Annotated in this window: 17 protein-coding genes; 11 read left to right on the top strand and 6 right to left on the bottom strand. The window is 43.1% G+C overall.

Features of this window, described 5'->3' with window-relative positions; translation table 11 throughout:
* Positions 1–6 precede the first annotated feature (6 nt).
* Positions 7–654, bottom strand: a complete 648-nt coding sequence (gene pnuC, locus CLV51_RS06810; protein ID WP_106527223.1) for a nicotinamide riboside transporter PnuC — start codon at positions 652–654, stop codon at positions 7–9.
* A gap of 299 nt (positions 655–953) precedes the next feature.
* On the opposite strand from pnuC, the gene CLV51_RS28865 reads away from it, so the two are divergent.
* Positions 954–2,288, top strand: coding sequence for a DUF6600 domain-containing protein (locus tag CLV51_RS28865; protein ID WP_146151236.1), 1,335 nt, complete (start codon positions 954–956; stop codon positions 2,286–2,288).
* A gap of 113 nt (positions 2,289–2,401) precedes the next feature.
* Here the strand turns inward: CLV51_RS28865 and CLV51_RS06795 are convergent, their stop codons facing one another.
* Together CLV51_RS06795 and CLV51_RS06790 are read right to left on the bottom strand one after the other, a co-directional pair.
* Positions 2,402–2,914, bottom strand: a complete 513-nt coding sequence (locus CLV51_RS06795; protein WP_106527220.1) for a GNAT family N-acetyltransferase — start codon at positions 2,912–2,914, stop codon at positions 2,402–2,404.
* 9 nt (positions 2,915–2,923) lie between these two features.
* Positions 2,924–3,541 (bottom strand): hypothetical protein, encoded by a 618-nt coding sequence (locus CLV51_RS06790; RefSeq protein ID WP_106527219.1) that lies wholly within the window; start codon positions 3,539–3,541, stop codon positions 2,924–2,926.
* 63 nt (positions 3,542–3,604) lie between these two features.
* On the opposite strand from CLV51_RS06790, the gene CLV51_RS06785 reads away from it, so the two are divergent.
* The 10 genes from CLV51_RS06785 to CLV51_RS06740 all read left to right on the top strand — a co-directional run bounded on the left by CLV51_RS06785 (position 3,605) and on the right by CLV51_RS06740 (position 14,576).
* Positions 3,605–4,771: a hypothetical protein gene (locus CLV51_RS06785; protein ID WP_106527218.1), complete on the top strand. Its 1,167-nt coding sequence runs from the start codon at positions 3,605–3,607 to the stop codon at positions 4,769–4,771.
* A 280-nt stretch (positions 4,772–5,051) separates the two neighbouring features.
* Positions 5,052–7,169 (top strand): M48 family metallopeptidase, encoded by a 2,118-nt coding sequence (locus tag CLV51_RS06780; protein WP_106527217.1) that lies wholly within the window; start codon positions 5,052–5,054, stop codon positions 7,167–7,169.
* Between the two features lie 88 nt (positions 7,170–7,257).
* Positions 7,258–9,162, top strand: coding sequence for a DNA polymerase III subunit gamma/tau (locus CLV51_RS06775; RefSeq protein ID WP_106527216.1), 1,905 nt, complete (start codon positions 7,258–7,260; stop codon positions 9,160–9,162).
* A 119-nt stretch (positions 9,163–9,281) separates the two neighbouring features.
* Entirely contained in the window at positions 9,282–10,919 is a 1,638-nt protein-coding gene (locus CLV51_RS06770; protein WP_106527215.1) for a pyruvate dehydrogenase complex dihydrolipoamide acetyltransferase, read from the top strand.
* Between the two features lie 148 nt (positions 10,920–11,067).
* Entirely contained in the window at positions 11,068–11,574 is a 507-nt protein-coding gene (locus CLV51_RS06765; protein WP_106527214.1) for a GbsR/MarR family transcriptional regulator, read from the top strand.
* A gap of 102 nt (positions 11,575–11,676) precedes the next feature.
* Entirely contained in the window at positions 11,677–12,447 is a 771-nt protein-coding gene (locus CLV51_RS06760) for a TIGR01777 family oxidoreductase (protein WP_106527213.1), read from the top strand.
* A gap of 18 nt (positions 12,448–12,465) precedes the next feature.
* The gene (locus CLV51_RS06755) at positions 12,466–12,843 is read left to right on the top strand and encodes a CoA-binding protein (protein ID WP_106527212.1); all 378 of its coding nucleotides are present in this window, start codon (positions 12,466–12,468) and stop codon (positions 12,841–12,843) included.
* A gap of 207 nt (positions 12,844–13,050) precedes the next feature.
* The gene (locus CLV51_RS06750) at positions 13,051–13,524 is read left to right on the top strand and encodes a ribonuclease H-like YkuK family protein (protein ID WP_106527211.1); all 474 of its coding nucleotides are present in this window, start codon (positions 13,051–13,053) and stop codon (positions 13,522–13,524) included.
* Positions 13,525–13,700: 176 nt separating this feature from the next.
* Complete coding sequence (locus CLV51_RS06745) at positions 13,701–14,156, top strand: hypothetical protein (protein WP_106527210.1); 456 nt, start codon at positions 13,701–13,703, stop codon at positions 14,154–14,156.
* Positions 14,157–14,171: 15 nt separating this feature from the next.
* Positions 14,172–14,576, top strand: coding sequence for a hypothetical protein (locus CLV51_RS06740; RefSeq protein WP_106527209.1), 405 nt, complete (start codon positions 14,172–14,174; stop codon positions 14,574–14,576).
* A gap of 71 nt (positions 14,577–14,647) precedes the next feature.
* Here CLV51_RS06740 and CLV51_RS06735 read toward each other — a convergent pair whose 3' ends face one another.
* The 3 genes from CLV51_RS06735 to CLV51_RS06725 are packed head-to-tail and all read right to left on the bottom strand — an operon-like array spanning position 14,648 to position 20,592.
* On the bottom strand, positions 14,648–16,207 hold the full coding sequence (locus CLV51_RS06735) for a SusD/RagB family nutrient-binding outer membrane lipoprotein (protein WP_106527208.1): 1,560 nt from the start codon (positions 16,205–16,207) through the stop codon (positions 14,648–14,650).
* A 27-nt stretch (positions 16,208–16,234) separates the two neighbouring features.
* Positions 16,235–19,582 carry a SusC/RagA family TonB-linked outer membrane protein gene (locus CLV51_RS06730; protein ID WP_106527207.1) on the bottom strand — a complete coding sequence of 1,116 codons (3,348 nt, stop codon included), beginning with the start codon at positions 19,580–19,582 and terminating at the stop codon, positions 16,235–16,237.
* A 29-nt stretch (positions 19,583–19,611) separates the two neighbouring features.
* The gene (locus CLV51_RS06725) at positions 19,612–20,592 is read right to left on the bottom strand and encodes a FecR family protein (protein WP_106527206.1); all 981 of its coding nucleotides are present in this window, start codon (positions 20,590–20,592) and stop codon (positions 19,612–19,614) included.
* Positions 20,593–20,638 lie beyond the last annotated feature (46 nt).

Genomic DNA, 20,638 nt, shown 5'->3' with positions numbered 1-20,638 from the left:
AGGTATTTAGGATTTTAAAGATTGTTGTTTATATTCTTTTAACCATTTTATCAGCCCCATGGCGGCTATGATCAGTAAAATAAAGTATTCTATCCCCAGAAACTTTACATCTTTCAGAAAATAAATGAAGGTGGCAATCACGTTTACAACAACCCACAGCAGCCAGTTTTCCCATATTCTTTTAGCCAGCAGGATGTTTGCAATAACGCTTAATACCGCCACCAATGAATCTGTATAGGGATACGCCGCCGGATGTACGAAAATATCCGGCCACCAAAGATGCAACCGGCTAATGATCCAGCCGGTGAGGCCAGACAGCAGTAGCGCTAATGTTCCCAGTAACCACCGGTGATGGCGGCTTAAAGCGTATACCGGCTCATTTTGTGGTTGTTTTCTATACCAGAAGATCCAACCGTATATTCCGGTAGCAAAGAAATAGATCTGCAGGAACATATCTGCATATAACTGTAATTGCCAGAATAAAATAAAAAAACAGCTTACATTCACCAAACCCACCGGCCAGGTAAAAATATGGTCTCTGGCGGCGAGCCATACACAAAGCAAGCCTGTTATAGTACCAATAAATTCCACATAACTAACGGAATATCCAAGTGCAGTGAAAAAGTGATGATGGATACTGAAAAATGTAGTCATCTTATATAAATGAATCAATCCGCACAATATTACAGGAATGTTTTATTATTTACCTATCGATTCTATTAAATGCTGTACCACAGGCAATTGCAGGGACAAAATTTATTTGGAATCATTTTTGTCATATAGATAATAACGCCCGAACTGCAGCAAAAGCGTTATAAAAATTTTAACAAAATCCTTTAACAATTAAAACAATACTGCCTTTAAAGATTATTTATAAAGCAGCAAAAAAAACAACAGTCATTGAACCTCCATAGTCTAAATAACTATACCAATCAAGACTTAAAAACAGGAGTATGAAAACATTAATAAAACACACAGGATTATCTCTCTTACTTATATCCTTTTTTCTGGGCAGTTGCGCATCTACTTATTACACTCCGTATTCCTCAGATGTTCCCCAGCAGCAAGTACAGGTAAGTGGCTCCATTTCTTTCTATGATGAATTGAGCCCTTATGGCCGATGGGTAAATTACCCTGGCTATGACAGAGTTTGGATACCAAATGCCGGTAGTGATTTCAGACCTTACTATAGTAATGGTCACTGGGTTTATACAGATTATGGATGGACCTGGATGTCTGATTATTCATGGGGATGGGCACCATTCCACTACGGCCGCTGGTTGTATGACGATTTTCAGGGCTGGATGTGGGTTCCTGGTAATGATTGGGGACCAGCATGGGTTAACTGGAGAACTGGTGGCGACTACTACGGATGGGCCCCAATGGGACCACAGTATGATTACGGTTACAATGCGCCGGCTCCATATTGGGCATTTGTTCCAAGACAATATATCAACAGTCCACGTATCAATAACTACTACGTAAATAATAGCCGCAATGTGACGATTATCAACAACACTACGGTTATCAACAATACCAACACTTACAACAGGAACAGGATCTATACCGGTCCCAGTGCCAACGAAGTGCAGCGTTATGCCGGTCAGCCAATAAGACCAGTAAGAGTTACTGACACCAACAGGCCAGGCGCCGGACGGGTAGACAATAACCAGCTGCGTATTTATCGTCCAGATGCTACTGCCATTCAAAGAGGCCGTGAGGCAGACAGGGCAAGGCCGGTACAAAACATAGACAACAGTCGCCCTTCCCGCATAGATAATGGTAATAGTAATAATACCAACAACGGCAGGATCACACCAAATCAGCCTGGAAATAATAATAATAATCCCAGCAACAGGCCTAATCAGCCAGTGGACAATAACAACCGTCCATCAAGGATTACACCCGGAACAACAACTGATCAGTCACAACAACAGCAACGTATACAAAGGGATCAACAAGTACAACAGCAACAACAGATTCAAAGACAACAACAGCAACAACAACAGCGTATACAAAGGGATCAGCAGGTACAACAGCAGGCTCAAAGACAACAACAGCAACAGCAACAACAACAGGAGCAACAGCGGATACAAAGGGCACAGCAACAACAACAGCAGCAGCAGCAGCAACAACAAGAACAACAGCGGGTACAAAGGGCACAACAGGAACAACAACAGCAGCAAAAACAACAACAGGAACAACAGCGTATACAAAGAGATCAACAGCAGCAACAACAACAGCCACAGCAACAGCAACAATCAGAACGTCCGTCACGTGTAGGTTAATTGCCCGGAATATAAAAGTATAAGCACATAAATTAATTGATAAAGTACGAATGATGATGAGATGGTTGGTGAGATGATATCACCTTCACACCTGATTATCATTCGTACTTTTTTTATTTGTTATAGACAGACTTATACAACTGATCTTTTATCTGTGCAAAAGCAGTAGCTGTATGTGGCATACCTTTCTGCATCAAACGCAATTCCAGCGGAGGATAATCCGGATAGTACGGAGGTTGCTGGTAAGACTGAGAGAAAGTCTGATAACCCAGGCGTTCATAAAATTTAATACGTCGTATAGCCTGTTCCGTTAGTGGCGGTTCCACTTCCAGTACAATGGTCCCAAGCTGCGCTTCCAGCAACTGCATTACTTGTGTACCGGCACCACCACCGCGTGTATCCGGGTGAATAGCAAAATGTTCTATAAAGCTGAATGCCGGCAATTGCCAATAGCATACAAATCCCGCAAAAGCAGCTTCCTTTGCCAGGGTTAATAACCGGATTTTCCCAGTGGCTATCAACTGCAATTCCTGCTCCCACGGCCTCCTTTCTTCTTTCGGGAAAGCCGCTTCGTACAAGCTTTTTACTGCATCCTCTGCAATATTAGTTGGTATCATACTGATCATGCGACGAAGTTAGTGATTATCGGGAGTGGAGGGTACACACTCAAAGGGGTCCGGATTACCGGCAGGGGCGGGCTTATTCACTGACCAGCAAAAGTTCATAGGCTGACTGGTGATGCTGATCAGTTTCACATTTATCTTGCTTCCTTTACGGCTATTAGATGCAGCGATAGAACGGGTCCCCTTTTCAGGGATATTGTTAATAGTATATTGCTCTGTTTTAAAAACATCGTTATTATTACGCATATATTCTACCGTTACTACCACATTATCCAAAGGATATTCAGTTTGATTACGCACGGTAATGCTGAGATCTTTTATACCACCGAGAAAGCCTGTACGGTAATCCCCGGCTGTTACGGCAATAAATTGCTGCCAGTTGCGGCGATAATAAGCCCGGCGTTCAATGAACTGTCCGGCTACCCGTTGTTGTACATCCTGGTGATTAGTAATTTGCCGGTCAATATTCCCGGATTGTTCCACACTTTTACGCAGATCACGGTTCTCATTCCACAAGCGTTCATTTTCTGACAGGATCTTTCGTGAATGCCGTTGTTCCTGACAGTAGCCCAATCCGAAGATGACAGTAACGAGCAGCAGTATGATAGGATAAATATAATTCCGTTTCATAAGGTAGGTAACAGAAAAAATAATGCCAATGCAGTTTTTATTACATTTGTACAAATGGTCCCAATGCAACTGATTATTGTAGATAATGAACAAACAGCAAGGCAATTTCTGGAAGTACATGTAACATTAAATAAAGATGTACCGGGATGGATAAGGCCACTGGACAAGGATATCAACGAAGTATTTGATCCGGCAAAAAACAAGGCGTTCCGCCATGGAGAATGTGTGAGATGGTTGCTGAAAGATGATCAGGGTAAACTAATAGGCCGGATAGCGGCATTTGTAAATAAGAAGTATAAGTCCAAAGGAGATGAATGCCCTGTTGGCGGTGTGGGTTTCTTTGATTGCATCAATAACCAGGAAGCAGCTGACCTGCTTTTTAATACCGGTAAACAATGGTTACAGGAAAGGGGTATGGGTGCAATGGATGGCCCTATCAACTTTGGAGAGCGTAATAACTGGTGGGGGCTGCTCACGGAAGGTTTTTTCGAACCCTTGTACTGCATGAACTTTAACCCTCCTTACTATATTCAATTATTTGAACAATATGGGTTTCAGCTTTTCTTTAACCAGATATGCTACGGCATGAAGGTGAGTGACCAACTGCAACCTAAATTCTATGAACGGCATGAAACCATTGCCAGTGATCCTGCTTTTAAGGCAGTACACATAAAGAAAAATGAACTGCCAAAATTTGCAGAAGCATTCAGTACTGTGTACAACAAAGCCTGGTCTCAACATGCCGGAGGCAAGGAAATGAGCAAAGGTCAGGCCCTGGCCATCTTTAAACAGATGAAGCCATTGATGGATGAAAAAATCGCCTGGTTTGCTTACCACAACGAGGAACCTATTGCTATCTGGCTCAATCTGCCAGACCTGAATCAGTATACCAAACATATGAATGGTAAATTTGGTTTGTTACAGAAATTGCAGTTTGTTTGGTTAAAAATGACAGGGCGCTGCAAAAAAATGGTAGGGATCATATTTGGCATTGTTCCTGAATACCAGGGTAAGGGCGTTGATGCTTATATGATTGTGGAAGGTGCCAAAATAATTCAAAGCGATCTTGCCCACTATATAGATTACGAAATGCAATGGATTGGAGATTTTAATCCGCGGATGCAAAATGTTGCTGAAAGCCTTGGTGCACATCCATCCAGGCAATTAACTACCTATCGTTATTTATTTGATCGCACTATTCCATATAAAAGACATCCGATGGTAGGATAATAAAATATCATCAATATCAAGATAATATTAATCGGCGCATGTTTGTATCAGACTATGCGCCGATCCTGTATTGTACTTTTGAAAACCCTTGCAAAAAAACGTACTTATCATGTATAATGATTAAAAATATAAGAAAATTAATTCCTGTAAAAGCCGCTACAGCAGGGTAATCAGTGGCCTCATATGAATATCCTATACAACGTTGAAAGCTAATAAGTTAATATTATATACTTTTAAATCCCTTTTGAAGTTACTATCGTATCTAATCTGATGTATCGTTATGACCAACTTATATCCTGTGAGCCCGGGGAATGCTGACCCTGTGCTTATACAACCCACGCTATTGTTTAAACAACGGATAATAAAAGTGATCAGCTGCGTTGTGTTGTTCTTTCTGTTGTACATAGTGCTGTTATTAACAGCTGTCGCATTGGCTATATCCGGCATAGCAGGAGGTATTGTGCTTTTTCGTGCTTATCCCACATGGATAACCGGTATCATAAGTTTAAGTCTTATGTTGCTGGGAGGAATGGTATTGTTTTTTCTGATTAAGTTTCTTTTTAATAAACGTCAACCCACAAATCCTTATCGCACGCAAATTCACGCCAATAGTCATCCGCAATTGTTCGACTTTATCACACAGCTGGTAAAAGATACAAGGATCAGTTTTCCGAAGAAAATATTTGTTGTACCTGACGTGAGCGCAACGGTATTTTATAATTCCAGCTTTTTAAGCTTGTTCTGGCCGGTGCGCAAGAACCTGGAAATTGGGCTGGGACTTGTAAACAGCGTAAACATCAGCGAGTTTAAGATGGCACTGGCAAATGAGTTCGGACATTTTTCGCAGCGGAGCATGAAACTGGGTAGCTATGTGTACGCATTAAACAAGATGCTTTACAACATGCTGTATGAAAATGATAACTGGAATGAGCTGGTGATACGCTGGGGCAGTGCCGGAAGTTTGTTCAGTTTTTTTGCGCATGTAACCACCAGAGTTGTTAATGTGATGCAATTTCTATTGAGAAAAATATATCATCTTATTAACCGTCAATACCTGGAATTAAGCCGGGAAATGGAATTTCACGCTGATGCGCTGGCAGTATCACTGTCAGGTACAGCGGCGGCTATGAGCAGTATGCGCCGGGCAGAAATCGGTAGTTATTGCCTGGATCATTGTCTGCATAAATTACCTGAACTGGCAGAAAAAGCTTTGCGTTTCCGCAATATTTTTAAGGTGCAACGTGCGCTGATCCAATACTACGCAGCCCAGCATCATGCAGTATTGGATGATGCAGCACTGCCTGTTATTCCGGACACCTACTTCCATACCTTTCTCAAAAGCCGTGTGCAGCTGCGTGATCAGTGGACCTCACATCCCACGCGTGAAGCGAGGGAAGCACGTTATTTACTGGCAAATGTGTCCTGCGAACAGATCAATACCAGTGCCTGGGACCTATTTAATGAACCAGAAAGTTTACAGGAACATGTTACAGCGCTGATATATGATTTTACAACACCTGCTGATGAAACTTTCAACTGGATAACACCTGCCGGTTTTATAGAAGAGCTCACCCAACGCCACCGGCTATACGAATATCCCAAGTCATTTAACGATTATTACGACAACCGGACCTTTGCCAGCATGGATGCGGCTTCCACGCAACTGCTAATGCCGGAGGAAGCGCATTCCTGTACTTTGCGAACTATTTATCATCCGGATATCATTACGCGGATGCGCTCCTTTTATCGCGATCAGCAAGACGTAGAAACACTGCAGGCCATTGGTACAGGACAGTTTCAGACACGGTATTTTGAATTTGACGGGCAAAAGTACAGGGCAGGCAAAGCTCCGCGGCTGGCAAATAAGTTATCCGCACGGGTGCAGGAAGAACTGGCATGGCTGCTGGCACATGATCGGCTGGCCTACAGGTATCATTATACCATGGCCATGCGCAGGAGCCCCGCCATGGCCATTGCGCTGACAGACAAATACCAGGAAATATTACAGCATCAGCAAACCAGCAACCGGCTTAGCGACCAGGTTATCCGGATTATTCATTGTATCAGCCAGTTATTTAATACCAACGGGTGTACTATTGAAGCACTGGCGCCTTCTTTAGATGAACTGTCTGCTGAATGCTGGAATTTCCGGAAGCTGGTACAGGATATCACCACCAGCTCCAATGTATCCCGCACCCTGCTTCCGGTTATGGAAGAGAAATTAAAAAGATTCAGGCTGCATGATTGTGTATTTATAAAAGATATGGTGCCGGATTACATGGCCATAAAAGAACTACATGAGATCAGTTCTGCTATGATGGAGCATTATAACAACAGTATCATATTATTAAAAAAGTCATATTTAGAATTTATTTTAACTTTAGAATCAGCAGGATAAGACCCTGGGAAAGCGACGCCTATGCTCCGCATTTTTCTCTTACTGAATTTGTGCGTATTTTCGGCGCTCGCGAAAGCGTAGCAGTCATATGGAGAATTTTATCGTTTCAGCCCGTAAATACCGTCCACAAAACTTTTCAACGGTTGTAGGACAAGCACATATTACCACCACTCTTAAAAATGCCATCCGCAATAACCAGCTGGCGCATGCCTTTCTGTTTTGCGGGCCGCGTGGGGTAGGGAAAACTACCTGTGCGCGCATCCTGGCTAAAACCATTAACTGCGAAAATCTGCAGCCGGATGGGGAAGCCTGTAATGAATGTCATTCCTGTAAATCATTTAATGAAGGCAGTTCTTTTAACATTCATGAGCTGGATGCGGCTTCCAACAACTCAGTGGATGATATCCGTACCCTGGTAGAGCAGGTACGTTTTGCTCCACAGGCAGGAAAATACAAGATCTATATTATAGATGAGGTACACATGCTTAGTTCCTCAGCTTTCAATGCTTTCCTAAAAACGCTGGAAGAACCGCCATCATATGCGATCTTCATTCTGGCCACCACAGAAAAGCATAAGATATTGCCTACCATCCTGAGCCGGTGCCAGATATTTGATTTCAAACGCATTACTATACAGGATACCGTAGATCATCTGCAGGAGATATGTACCAAAGAAAATATTGAAGCAGAAGCAGATGCCCTGCACCTGGTTGCGCAAAAGACCGATGGGTGTATGCGCGACTCGCTGAGTACACTGGACAAAATAGTAAGTTTTACCAGTGGGCATCTTACCTATCAGAATACATTGGAGCACCTCAATATCCTGGATTACGATTATTTTTTCCGGGTGATGGAAACTGTATTACAACAGGACATTGCTACTGCCCTGCTGATATTTGATGAAATTTTACAGAAAGGTTTTGAGGGAGATAATTTCCTGAACGGCTGGGCAGAATTTTTACGCAACCTGTTACTGTGTAAAGAAGACAAAGCCCTTCATCTTGTGGAAGTATCGGGTAATCTGAAAGAACGCTATAAACAGTTATCCGGACAGATAAGTCCTGCTTACCTGATCACAGCACTGCATCTGCTTAATGAAACAGAGATCCATTACCGTATGGCACGCAACAAGCGCTTACATGTGGAAATGGCGCTGATAAAGCTGTGTTACCTGCAGCAGGCCGTAACCCTGGTGAGCGATGACAGTAATGGGGAGGTATCAAAAAAAAAGTTAGTAGCTGACGGATCTGTGCCGCAAAAGCTGCGTGCCCCAGCCGCACAGCCGGTAACGGCTAAAACTATTACTGAACGCCCGGCTACAGCAGAAAGTATTACGCCTCCGCCGGCAGCCCGTTTAACAGTAGATACCGTAACCGCACCTCCTGCGCCGCCCGTAAGCGAAAATGCACCTGCACCCGCTGCAGTGGCTCCTGTTGCGCCCACACCAGCACCAGCAGCTCCGGTAAATATACCTGCGCCGGCAACCGATACAACCACTGCTGCACCAGCAGCTACCAAAGCTGCACCAGCCCCGGCGAATAAATTAACAGGGCTTGCCGCCATGAAAGAAGCCATGGCAGCCAAACAACAGGACACTACCCAGATACAGATCATTCCGCTTACGATGGGTGCCATCCATGTGTACTGGGAAGAATTTATTGATCTGTACCGACAGGCCAATAAAATGACGGTGGTAAGCAATCTTCAGCTGGCACAGCTGAAGTTACTGGCTCCTGCCGAAGTGGGTATTGTGAGCCGGAACATTGTACAATTCCGGTTTATGGAGGAAGAAAAACTGGTGATTGCTGATTTTCTGAAACAGAAATTTAACAATCCGGCGATCGTTCTCACCCTGCAACTGGATGAAAGCCAGCAAACGCAGGACATAGGACCAGCACCGCTTTCCAGCAGAGAGCAGTTTCAACAAATGTCAGAAAAATACCCACTGGTAAAGGAGCTGAAAGACAGACTTAATATGGAGCTGGATTTTTAATCATATGTTCTCTGATTAAATATTAACGATAGATAGTCATTTTTAAACAGTTTACAATTCCTTCTTTGCGTTTTTGCGCAAAAACATGTAGGTTTGAACAAAATTTTGAATAAAACACTATGGCAGAAGTTATCAGAATGCCCCTTTTGAGTGATACGATGACGGAAGGGGTGATTGCGGAATGGCATAAAAAGGTGGGCGATACAGTAAAGGCAGACGATGTTATAGCTGAAGTAGAGACCGACAAGGCAACAATGGAAGTAATGGGTTATGTAGAAGGAACCCTGTTGTATATTGGTGTGGAGAAAGGGAAAGCAGCTAAAGTAAACGGAATTATTGCCATTGTAGGTAAACCGGGAGAAGATTACAAATCTTTACTGGAAGATAATAAAAGCGCCGCTCCTGCTGCGCCGGCTCAGTCAGCCGCTGCTCCTGCACCACAGGCCGCTCCCGCTGCTGCACCTGCCGTTGATGATGCTGCGTTAAAAGAAGCACTGAAAAATGCGACTGTTATACGTATGCCGCTGTTAAGCGATACTATGACAGAAGGTAAGATAGTAGCCTGGCATAAGAAAACAGGTGATGTAGTGAAGAATGACGATGTACTGGCAGAAGTGGAAACTGATAAAGCGACCATGGAAGTAATGGGCTATGCCGACGGTACTTTATTATATGTAGGTGTAAAAGAAGGTGAAGCTGCTAAAATAAACGGCATCATCGCTATTGTAGGTAAACAGGGTACTAATATAGATGCAATCCTGGCGGCTGAAAATGCTGCGCCGGCGGCAAAAGCAGCTCCTGCTGCTGAAAGTGCTGCTCCGGCATCTACTGTAACTACTGCAGCAGCTACAGGTTCTAATAATAATACAGATGGTCGTATCAAAGCTTCCCCACTGGCTAAAAAGCTGGCGGAAGAAAAAGGTATCGACATTCACCAGGTAACCGGTTCCGGTGATGGTGGCCGTATTATTAAGAAAGATGTAGATAGCTTTGTTCCTGCTGTTGCCGCCACTGCGGCTCCTGCTGCACAAAATGGTGTAGCTCCTGCTGCTCCTGTTTTTGTACCAGCCGGACAGGAAGGTTATACCGATACACCGCTCTCTAAAATGCGCCAGGTAATTGCCAAGCGTTTGAGCGAAAGCAAATTTACTGCTCCTCACTTCTATCTGAAGATAGATGTGAATATGGATAAGGCGATGGATGCACGTAAAGCCATCAACGAAATTTCTCCGGTTAAAATTTCCTTCAATGACATGGTGATCAAGGCTTCTGCCCTGGCGCTGCGTCTGCACCCTGAAGTAAACAGCAGCTGGATGGGCGACTTTATCCGTCATAATCAACATGTACATATTGGTTCTGCTGTAGCAATAGAAGATGGCCTGATAGTTCCGGTGATCCGCTTTGCTGATCAAAAGACACTGAGCCAGATTGCTGGTGAAGCAAAAGGATTGTACGAAAAAGCAAAAAACAAGAAACTGCAACCACAGGAATTCAGCGGCAATACTTTCAGCATTTCCAACCTTGGTATGCTGGGTATCGACGAATTCACTGCTATCATTAACCCGCCGGATTCAGCGATCCTGGCAGTAGGTGGTATCAAAGAAACTGCGATTGTGGAAAAAGGTCAGGTGAAAATAGCCAATATCATGAAACTGACCCTGAGCTGCGACCACAGAAGTGTGGATGGCGCTGTAGGCGCACGTTTCCTGGCTACCCTGAAAGGTTACCTGGAAAATCCGGTGACTATGCTGGTTTAAACTAACGATAATAGCTATACGAAAGGCGGAGTGAATACTCCGCCTTTTTTTGTGCCTGTATGAAAGTGTTTCATTAGATTTTGAAAGTTCAAAAACTTGATATACATTTGGTCTTATAAATAGTACACGCTATAAAACTACGACCTACATGAACTTAGTGGAAGCAAAAGCACAGTTTATTCAAACATGGGGATCTTTAGGAGCTCAATGGGGCATTAACCGCACCATGGCTCAGATTCACGCGTTGCTGCTGGTGATGCCCGATCCCTTGAGTGCAGATGATATCATGGAGCAACTGAACATTTCCCGTGGTAATACTAATATGAATGTAAGGGAGCTGATTAACTGGGGCCTGGTAGAGCGTATCCTCATTCCCGGCGAAAGGAAAGAGTTTTTTGTAGCAGAAAAAGATATCTGGAAAGTGGCTACCTATATTGCCCGCGAAAGAAAGAAACGTGAACTGGACCCTATTATGAAAGTGCTGCTGCAACTCCAGCAGGCAGAAGGTGACCCTAAAGACAAAGAACTGAAAGCGTTCAAAGATTCCATCTCCAACATCAACAAGTTTGCACAACAAACTGATAGAACTATCAGTGCCTTTATTAAATCAGAAGAAAACTGGTTTTACAGCAGCTTGCTAAAACTCATCAAGTAATTTTTTTTTGTTAATACATTTCAATACTTACTGAAAATTTTGAATTGACAAAAATTTAAAACCGAAACTGCTAACGATAGCGGATGGTTTTATACAGCCTTTCTGGAAAATGCAGACCTGCTCATTAACCTGACCGGCAAGCGTGCGAACTGCCGTTATACAGACAAAAATAAACAGGCCATATTTGACAGCAGAATCAATGCCACCAAGGTGCTCGGGGCTGCCATTCACACTTTAAAAACGCCACCAGCATTATGGATCAATGCCACCAGCGCTACCATATACCGACATGCAGAAGACCGTCCCATGGATGAATTTACCGGAGAAATACAAAACGATTTTTCTGTGCAGGTTTGTAAACTGTGGGAGAAAACTTTTAATGATATAACGCTAACACATACACGAAAAATAATACTACGTATAGGCGTTACGTTAGGATGGCAAACAGGTGGTGTAATGCAGCCTTATATGAACCTCATCAAATTCGGACTGGGCGGCTACCAGGGCAATGGTAAACAAATGTTTACCTGGATTCATATCACCGATGTTTGCCGGATGATGGAATGGATGATGGTAAACGAAGCGCTTACCGGAGTGTATAATTGTACTGCACCAAACCCTGTTTCCAACCAGGCATTTATGAAAGCATTACGCAATACGGCAGGTCACCATTTCGGAATTCCGGCACCTGCCCCTTTATTAAAGATGGGCGCATTATTAATTGGTACCGAAACAGAATTATTGCTAAAAAGCAGATGGGTAGTGCCTGCAAGGGCTTTACAGGACGGTTTTACATTTAAGTATCCGGTGGTGAATGAAGCCTTTAAAGATATCCTGGCTCACTTGCCCCGCAGCGTTTATCACTTGTTCTGAATTTCGTAATTTTGATACATGGAAACCAATAACAATAAAAAACTCACCGTTGTGCTGGGTGCATCACCCAACCCGGAAAGATATAGCAATATGGCTGTTACCAGGCTTACTGGCAAAGGGCATCCGGTGGTGGCCATCGGAAAACGTGCTGCCACTATCGGAGACACACCTGTGATTACAGAACATCCGGCACTGGAGCAGGTAGATACTGTGAGCATTTACCTGAATCCTGTTTTGCAGAAGGAATATTACGACTATATCCTGCAGTTGCAACCCCGCCGCATTATATTTAATCCCGGTGCAGAAAATGAAGAACTGGAAGATATTGCCAGGCAACATAATATTCAGCCAGTGGAAGCCTGTACGCTGGTATTGCTGAGTACTGGTCAGTTCTAGCCGGTCATCTCCTCCAAATATTAATGCTTTTTTAATAATGAGCTGTTAGTGAATGCTAACAGCTTTTTCGTATATTCGTAATGTATCGATGTTATCCCCCCATGAATACATCCCATATTGTTGACCCATTAAGCGCATGGTATTACTTCATCAGGCAGGCATTATAACGGACCCAATACGCATGTTCACCCTTTAATTATAATTTTTATGCAATGGAGAAGATTTAATGGAGAGGTTATTCACCTTCCGGTTAAAGACGAAGTTCGTCAGGCCATTATTCGCGAAACAGGTAACGGCTTTCGGCTGAAAGTGTGCATTGGTACTGATTCCCAGGTAAAAGGATTGGATACTGAATTTGCTACCGTAATCGTTTTCCTGCGGGAAGGTCATGGCGGATTTATGTTTATCCATAATGAAAAAACGAAAGACCGCTATTCTATCAAAGAACGTATGCTGGTAGAAGTAGCCAAAAGTATTGAGATTGCGTATGAACTGTGCGACCTGTTTACTGAATATGATGTAGACATGGAAGTACACGCAGACATCAATACCAACCCTCAATTTAAAAGTAACCTGGCACTCCGTGAAGCCATGGGTTATATCCTGGGTATGGGTTTTGCCTTCAAAGCCAAGCCAGAAGCCTTTGCCAGCAGTAGCTGCGCTAATAAGGTAGTTAATTAAGCCTCCTAAGGCACCTGAATATTGTACCTCTCCCAAATATTATAATGATGTGATCCTCACGTCAGGTGATTTTTTCTCCCCTTATCAAGCTATTTTGTTTATTTACGGTCTGTAACTTTTCCTTTCTTTCCCCGCTATACATACAGTTAAATTATCTCAATACACAAACCTTTATTATGATATCAGCCAAATCAACTGTAGCGGCATTGCTATGCCTAAGCCTATTTTCTATAGCCTGCAAAAAAGATAAAGGAGCTCAGGTGAAAAGTGATTACCTGGATATTACAACCGGGGGATTTAGCGTAATGAAATCTAATCCGGGTGTTTACAGAATTACGGCCAGCGCCGCCTATAAAGTACAAGACAATGGCCATCTTACCCAGCTTTCGGATGCTTTATCAGACAGCTTAATACCTTACTTTAAAATATTTCCGCTGCAACAATTAATTGCCGAGGGAGGTAAAAGCTTCAGTCTCGGAGGCGCTGCAGATATGCCTTTCTGGACCTTTACATCAAAGGGTTCAGCGAATGATACTGCCAGGGTATTTTATATAGATTTTGGTGGCGGACCAGTTTACATGAAAGGCTATCTGGAAAAAATAAACCAAACCTTCATCAATTGTAAATTATAATACTACAAATACGTTATGAAAAAAAATTACTTTCTTATTTTCCTCCTTGCCGTCACTGTATTTATGGCCTGCAAAAAAAGTCACCCTAATACAATACCACAAGGTATTGAAGGCGGATGGCAGCTATTTTCCTACACGGGTGGTATCAGTGTTGAAACAGTTATTGTTAATTACACGGAGATACTAACGATTAAGAATGGTACGTACAAGAGAGTAAAGAATGGTGTGCTGCAGGATTCTTTAACCTACCGCCTGATAAAGGTAGACAGTAATTTTATTATGCAGCCGGAATGGGTGCTGGAGTTAAGTAACCAGGAAATACTAGGCGCAAAGCAGTCTCATGACTCTCTGATATTATGGGAGAAGAATGTAAGTGATGGTTACTTTTGGTTTTATCGCAGGTTAAAATCAATTGATTAATATTAGGTTAAGACATAAGAGGCCGCCCGAAAGCATATCAGCACTTTTCGGGTCGGCCTCTCTTTATGCTACTAGTCTTTTAATAACCACATCACGGCATTCACATTATCGCTTCCTCCGAATTGGCTTTGAATGGCAGCATCCAGGTTAGCATTATTGTAGCTTAATTCATTTGATGGATAAAGCCATCTCACAGGAAACTGTGTAGTAGGTGTATTCAGGTTGGTAGCTGAATTCAGCACAAATACAGGGTATCCGGTACGCCTTTGTTCATACCACGCATTATAATTGCAACCCTGCAGGAAACCAGCGAGATATTTCTGCGTAATAATCTGCGATAACTGATTTTGTACACTGCCCGTCAACGCTACAGCAGTGATGTACGTTTGAATATAGTTGTCATCTATTTTCATGTTGTGATGATAATCTTCCAGATCGGGCGTAAAGGCCGCAGTAAACTTCATTGCGTTAGTGATACCTGCTGCATAGTAGGATTGCGCCGGTGCACCGGAGATCCATCCCCTGAGCGTGGCTTCGGCAAGTACAAACTGTAGTTCCTGATAACTGAAAACGCTTACCGGCTCTGCATTTACGAGATTTACATAACGGTTATTAAGATCAGCATAATCTTTAGACAAACGCATCGTTTGCAGATCGGGGAACGAATTAGATGGCTCAGCTCCTACATAAGCATCCCAGTCGGAAGCCAGTTTACCTGCTGCTATCTTCACCTGGGAAGGCTTTGCATAATAAAACAAGCGACGATCCTGTAACGACTTCAATGGGTTTATCAACGTAGCGGAGAGCATGGTGTAATTAGATTTTACGAAGGAATTACCTGAACCTGCCGGCACATCTGACCAGGGATAGTTTTGTCCTGCCGCTGATGTATAGGTAAGTGCAAAGTTATCTGCGTAAGTACGCATCAGCGGCCTGTTGGCAACGATATCTTTAAAACGTTCCACTACTTTCAGATCTCCATCACTCGTTTTTTTATACAAGTTCATCAACACATGTAGTTGAAAACTGTTTGTAAGCCTGCGCCAGTTATCCACCTTACCACCATAGATGGGATCTCCGCTAAAATCTGTTCCCTGTGCGAAAAGAAGGTTAGCACTATCCAGCTCATTCAACACTCCCATGAAAACGTTTTTCTGTGTATCATAAGCCGGTTGGATGATATTCTCTGATTCCCCTTTTACTGCCTGCGCATAAGGGATATCGCCCACGCGCATCGTCACCTGAAAAAATTGCCAGGCCCTGATGAAGTGCCCCAATGCGCTATATGATTTCCTAAGACCATCATCCGGCGCATTGGCAATCATGGGCGGTATGTTGCGCAACAGCGTAATCCGGTCAAAGTTGGCTCTTCCGAATTTATTATACTGAAAACCTTCCTGTCCTTCTCCCCAGGTAAGATATTTACTGAGCAGAAAAGGCTGCATAAATCCTTTGGTTGAACTGATATCACTCCGGGTAATGTTCAGGATCATGTTGGTAGCCAGCATGGCAGCACTCACCTGTGTAGTTCTGTTTGGATTGGTATTGATCGTATCAAACTTGGAGCATCCGGCACTCATAACCATTACCAGCGGTATCGATAATATATATTTCAGTGTGTTATTTTTCATGAGATTTTTCTTTGATGATGGAAGATATTAGAACCCTACTTTGAAGTTAACCCCTACCATACGCTGCGATGGCGCATTCAGGTTTTCATTATCCACATCAGGATCTGAAAATTTGAATTTTGTAAAAAGGAATAGGTTTTGTGCAGTTAATGAAACAGAAGCATTCTTTATACCGCCCTTTGCCAGCATAGCAGCCGGAAACCGGTAACCGACAGATATTTCACGCACTTTTACAAATGTTTTCTTTTGTGCGCCGTGATCTCCACCTCTGAAATTCTGCGCATAATTCTGGTAAGAAACTTTGGTATCATTCACTGCATACTGACGGGTATCGCTGGTGATTTTTCCGAAGTTGTCGTAAGCTACACTTCCGGAAATTACTTTCACGCCTTTACCTACGTAATTGGTTAATCCGTTCACCACTTCATCATAACGATATTGGTTATCAGATTCAGGATTGGTACCGGAATCCCACATCTTATCATAAATATAGTTATACAACAGGCCTCCGATACGTCCGTCTATATTAAGACCTACGGTAAAATTCCTGATGTTGACACTGTTGATAAACCCAAAACTGAAAGCAGGATCGCTGTAACCATATTTTTGTACATAATCACTTTCTACCGGATAACCGTTGTTATGAATAACATTTCCATTGGGATCTCTCAGCCAGTAGTTATCTGTATAGGTATCCATTCTTTCGTTTTTCTTTACCCATGGGCTTTGAGCAGAATATACAGCATCGAGGTTCACGTAGTAACGGTGTTGATTAGACCAGTTAATAGTTGACATCCATTCGAATCCTTTCTTTTTGATCACAGTACCACTGAGCGTTATTTCCATTCCTTTTCTCACGTATGTTTCGCCGGTATTCACCAGTGTAGAAGAGAATCCTGAGGAGCCGGGAATATTAACGGAAGTTTGCTGGTTATAGTAGTATTTATTGAAGTACGCAACATCTACATTCAGGCGTTTTTTAAACAGGTAGGCAGCGGTACCTATTTCCCAGGTACGCTGTGAACTGGGTAACAGGTTGGCGCCAAGCAAGCCGCTGGGGTAACTTGCGGCGTTTAAAGTATTCCATGCGGATGTGGTGGTGCTATACAGGCGGTTAATAGCATATACATCTGCCGGTGTTTTAAAGGTAGCCCAGGAACCGCGGATCTTCCACATATCAGTAAAAGCAGGCATCTTTATTAATTCTGACAAAACTATACTTGATCCGATAGAAGGATAAAAGTAAGCCCTGTTATTTTTGGGTTGTGCAGAATTCCAGTCATTACGGCCGGTAGCATCAATAAACACTGTATTTCTCCAGCTGATAGCTCCTCTTCCGTACAAGCTGTTTACTTGTCTGCTGCCATAGGAAGGTGAAAAGGCAGGCGGCTCTACAGATCCGTTCAGTGAAAAGAAGGTAGGGGAAGTTAGTCCGTTTTTGGTGCTGGCTTTAAGACCTTCATCTACCCAGTAGTAAATAGTTCCACCAACCATGGCATCAAAGCTCCAGTCACCCACTTTTTTATTATAGCTCAGCATTGCATCATCATTTGTGCTCCAGCCCCAGGTATTATTGATGCTATATAAACCTTTTGCATTCCAGCCGCCTCTTGTTGAATAGATATTTGCAGTGGGATTGGTGAGTGTTTCTTTATTACTGTACATATCATAACCAATACGTACCAGCAAATTAAGATCGGATGAGAACTTATAGTTGGCCGTCATGCTGGCATTGGTTGTATTTTGTTGTATGCCGTCCAGTTTTTCATTGGCAATAAGGTAAGGGTTATCATACCAGTTGGTGTACATCCAGTTCTGTGTTTGGTTGGGTGTTTTCCAGTAATCGCGGTACTGACGGATATCGTATTCGGCGCCTGTCCACATAGTCAGCTGGTAAATATATCCCTGGTTGCCATAGCCGGTGCCCCATATCTGCGGAGCCATTCTTTTACTCACACCCATGTGGCCTTCGAGATTAAATTTATCGCTTGCTTTTAATTCACCGCCCAAGGTGAAATTGTACATATTTAATTTGGCGTTGGGAAATTGTCCTTTGTTATAAATGTGGTTCATGGAAGCGCGGAAGCTGCCATATTTTCCACTCTGTGATACGTTGATATTGTTGTTGGTGACAACACCCGGTTCCATGAAATTTTTAAGGTTATTTTTGCCCACGGAATTAAGTGGTCTGTTGTCTTCAAACTGTTTGGTGACAGGGTTCCAGTCTCTTGCTGTATTGCCGGCATCCAGTTTTGGTCCCCAAACATAATCGTTATCTATTTTTCCGTTTTGTCCGCGGCCATAAGAGCGCTGTGTTTTAGGGATGGCGAGGAAGCCGCTCTGGACCATTGTATTGCTGTTGATATTCACAGACAGGCCGGTACCATTTCCTTTTTTAGTAGTAACGAGGATCACACCACCGGAAGCCCGGGAGCCATACAATGCAGATGCAGTGGGTCCTTTCAGTACATCCAGGCTTTCGATATCATCTGTAGGAACATCACGCAGGGTCATGTTACCATAAGGCACACCGTCAATTACCAGCAGCGCACCTTCGCCTCTTAATTCAATAGTAGGTTTTGCAAAAAACTCCGTAGAGTTTTTAATCACAAGCCCTGAAACCTGGCCGGTCAGCGAGGTAACCATGTCTACTCCTTTCACCGTTTGTACCGCTTCTCCTTTCACTTTCTGTACGGCATAACCGAGTGCCTTTTCCTGTCTTTTGATACCGAGGGCTGTTACTATTACCTGGTCCAGGGAGGTGGTTAATTCAGTTAATACCACATCAAATGACAGCTGTCCTTTTACAGTGTATTCAGATGGTCTATAGCCTATCAGGCTAAATACCAATACGTCGCCATCGTTTACATTATCGATGGAAAAATGCCCGTCTTTATTTGTAGTTACCCCTCTGGAAGCGCCTTTCAACTGAACGGTAACTCCAGGAAGTACGTTGCCTGCGGTGTCTTTTACGGTGCCTTTTATATTTTGTTTTGGCGCAACCGCTGCCGGCGATTGCGATATGATCAGGTCCGTTGTTTTATCAGCTTTTACTACATAAAGTTTTCCTCCTATTTTTTTGCAAATAAGATCCAGTGGGGAGATATACTTATTCAGGGTGGCTTCAATATTATCCGCCTGGAAGATAGTGGTGCCCGGAATGACCACCGTTTTTTCTTTCAGCAGATTGGTATTGTAACTAAAGCGGATATCGAATTTACCTTCGAGCTCATTGATTACTGAGATGAGTGATACTGCAGGTGGGCGGCCATCGCGGTTGGTGGCCATTAAATTTTGTGCGGCTGACCATTGCAGGCAGCATAGCAAAGCAGTAACCATTATCAGTTTGGAACTGATTGATTTGACTTTTTTCATAATGTAATTTTGGTTGTTGCCTAAGCAGACTATTTATTGTTCACGTGTATAAGCTTATCCTTTAAAAAGATTTTTATAGCGAAAGTTTGTTCTAATGTTAGCAGTGCCTGTTGCAGGTTGTCGGATGCCAGGTACCCGGTAAAAACAAGATTGTCAATATTACGGCTGTCAAATACAATATCATATCCATATTGTTCTTTCAGTTTCAGCATTACTTCTTTCAATGGCTGGCCTCTGAATGCTATCAGGTTATATTTCCAGGAGGTGTGGAATAAGGTATCCACCTTTTGCATGGACAATGTTTTGGTGGCAGCATTGAAACTAGCCATCTCACCGGGTTTCAGCAGTATCGCTGCGGCATCAGGGATGTCATTGGCATTTATCTTTACACTCCCTTCGTTCAATACTACTTTTGTATTTCCGTTAAATGTGTTCACATTAAATGCTGTTCCCAGTACATTCACATCTATTGTATTGGCAGCATGAACGATGAATGGTTTTACAGCCTGGTATTTTACAGCAAAGAAGGCTTCCCCTTCCAGCCACACTTCGCGGCGCTTACCGGCAGTGAAAGTTTTACTTACGGATAAGCTGGTTCGTTGATTCAGCCTGATCACTGTTCCATCTTCCAGTTGTATGGTTTGTACTTTCCGGGTATTATTCACATAATGTCTGAATTCAGCTTTCTGTGTATACTGTAATATAAAAAATGAAGCCAGGCCAATAACGGGTATCAATGCCGCTGCAATCCTTATCCAGCTTCTTTTCCATAAAGGAATCAGTTGTTTAACAGGCGTATGCTGTATAATATTTTCAAATACAGCTTCCGCTGCTGCTGCTGGCATAACAGGCCATTCTCCGGTAGATGCCAGTTCTTCCACAGACGGAAGCGCTTCCCGGGAAGGGTCCTTTTCCAGATACGCAATGATCTGTAAACGCTCTTCCGGCGTACATTTCCCTTCGGCAAGCTTTATAAAAAGTGATTTGATCCTATTGTTATATTCATCCATTGATTACCGTTGACATACCAGTAATACGATCGGGAGGGATCCAAAG

Origin of the sequence: Chitinophaga niastensis (assembly GCF_003014755.1) — a bacterium.
GTDB classification, from domain to species: domain Bacteria; phylum Bacteroidota; class Bacteroidia; order Chitinophagales; family Chitinophagaceae; genus Chitinophaga; species Chitinophaga niastensis.
Note: the sequence above shows the minus strand (reverse complement) of the source record. Positions and strands in the feature narration are given on the sequence as shown.

What these genes read in the sequence shown, in the direction of transcription:
- CLV51_RS06765 (WP_106527214.1), top strand. Translation starts at nt 11,068, where the DNA reads ATGAACTTAGTGGAAGCAAAAGCACAGTTTATTCAAACATGGGGATCT.
- CLV51_RS06745 (WP_106527210.1), top strand. Translation starts at nt 13,701, where the DNA reads ATGATATCAGCCAAATCAACTGTAGCGGCATTGCTATGCCTAAGCCTA.
- CLV51_RS06750 (WP_106527211.1), top strand. Translation starts at nt 13,051, where the DNA reads ATGCAATGGAGAAGATTTAATGGAGAGGTTATTCACCTTCCGGTTAAA.
- pnuC (WP_106527223.1), bottom strand. Translation starts at nt 654, where the DNA reads ATGACTACATTTTTCAGTATCCATCATCACTTTTTCACTGCACTTGGA.
- CLV51_RS06785 (WP_106527218.1), top strand. Translation starts at nt 3,605, where the DNA reads ATGCAACTGATTATTGTAGATAATGAACAAACAGCAAGGCAATTTCTG.
- CLV51_RS06740 (WP_106527209.1), top strand. Translation starts at nt 14,172, where the DNA reads ATGAAAAAAAATTACTTTCTTATTTTCCTCCTTGCCGTCACTGTATTT.
- CLV51_RS06780 (WP_106527217.1), top strand. Translation starts at nt 5,052, where the DNA reads ATGACCAACTTATATCCTGTGAGCCCGGGGAATGCTGACCCTGTGCTT.
- CLV51_RS06755 (WP_106527212.1), top strand. Translation starts at nt 12,466, where the DNA reads ATGGAAACCAATAACAATAAAAAACTCACCGTTGTGCTGGGTGCATCA.
- CLV51_RS06730 (WP_106527207.1), bottom strand. Translation starts at nt 19,582, where the DNA reads ATGAAAAAAGTCAAATCAATCAGTTCCAAACTGATAATGGTTACTGCT.
- CLV51_RS28865 (WP_146151236.1), top strand. Translation starts at nt 954, where the DNA reads ATGAAAACATTAATAAAACACACAGGATTATCTCTCTTACTTATATCC.
- CLV51_RS06795 (WP_106527220.1), bottom strand. Translation starts at nt 2,914, where the DNA reads ATGATCAGTATGATACCAACTAATATTGCAGAGGATGCAGTAAAAAGC.
- CLV51_RS06770 (WP_106527215.1), top strand. Translation starts at nt 9,282, where the DNA reads ATGGCAGAAGTTATCAGAATGCCCCTTTTGAGTGATACGATGACGGAA.
- CLV51_RS06790 (WP_106527219.1), bottom strand. Translation starts at nt 3,541, where the DNA reads ATGAAACGGAATTATATTTATCCTATCATACTGCTGCTCGTTACTGTC.
- CLV51_RS06735 (WP_106527208.1), bottom strand. Translation starts at nt 16,207, where the DNA reads ATGAAAAATAACACACTGAAATATATATTATCGATACCGCTGGTAATG.
- CLV51_RS06775 (WP_106527216.1), top strand. Translation starts at nt 7,258, where the DNA reads ATGGAGAATTTTATCGTTTCAGCCCGTAAATACCGTCCACAAAACTTT.
- CLV51_RS06725 (WP_106527206.1), bottom strand. Translation starts at nt 20,592, where the DNA reads ATGGATGAATATAACAATAGGATCAAATCACTTTTTATAAAGCTTGCC.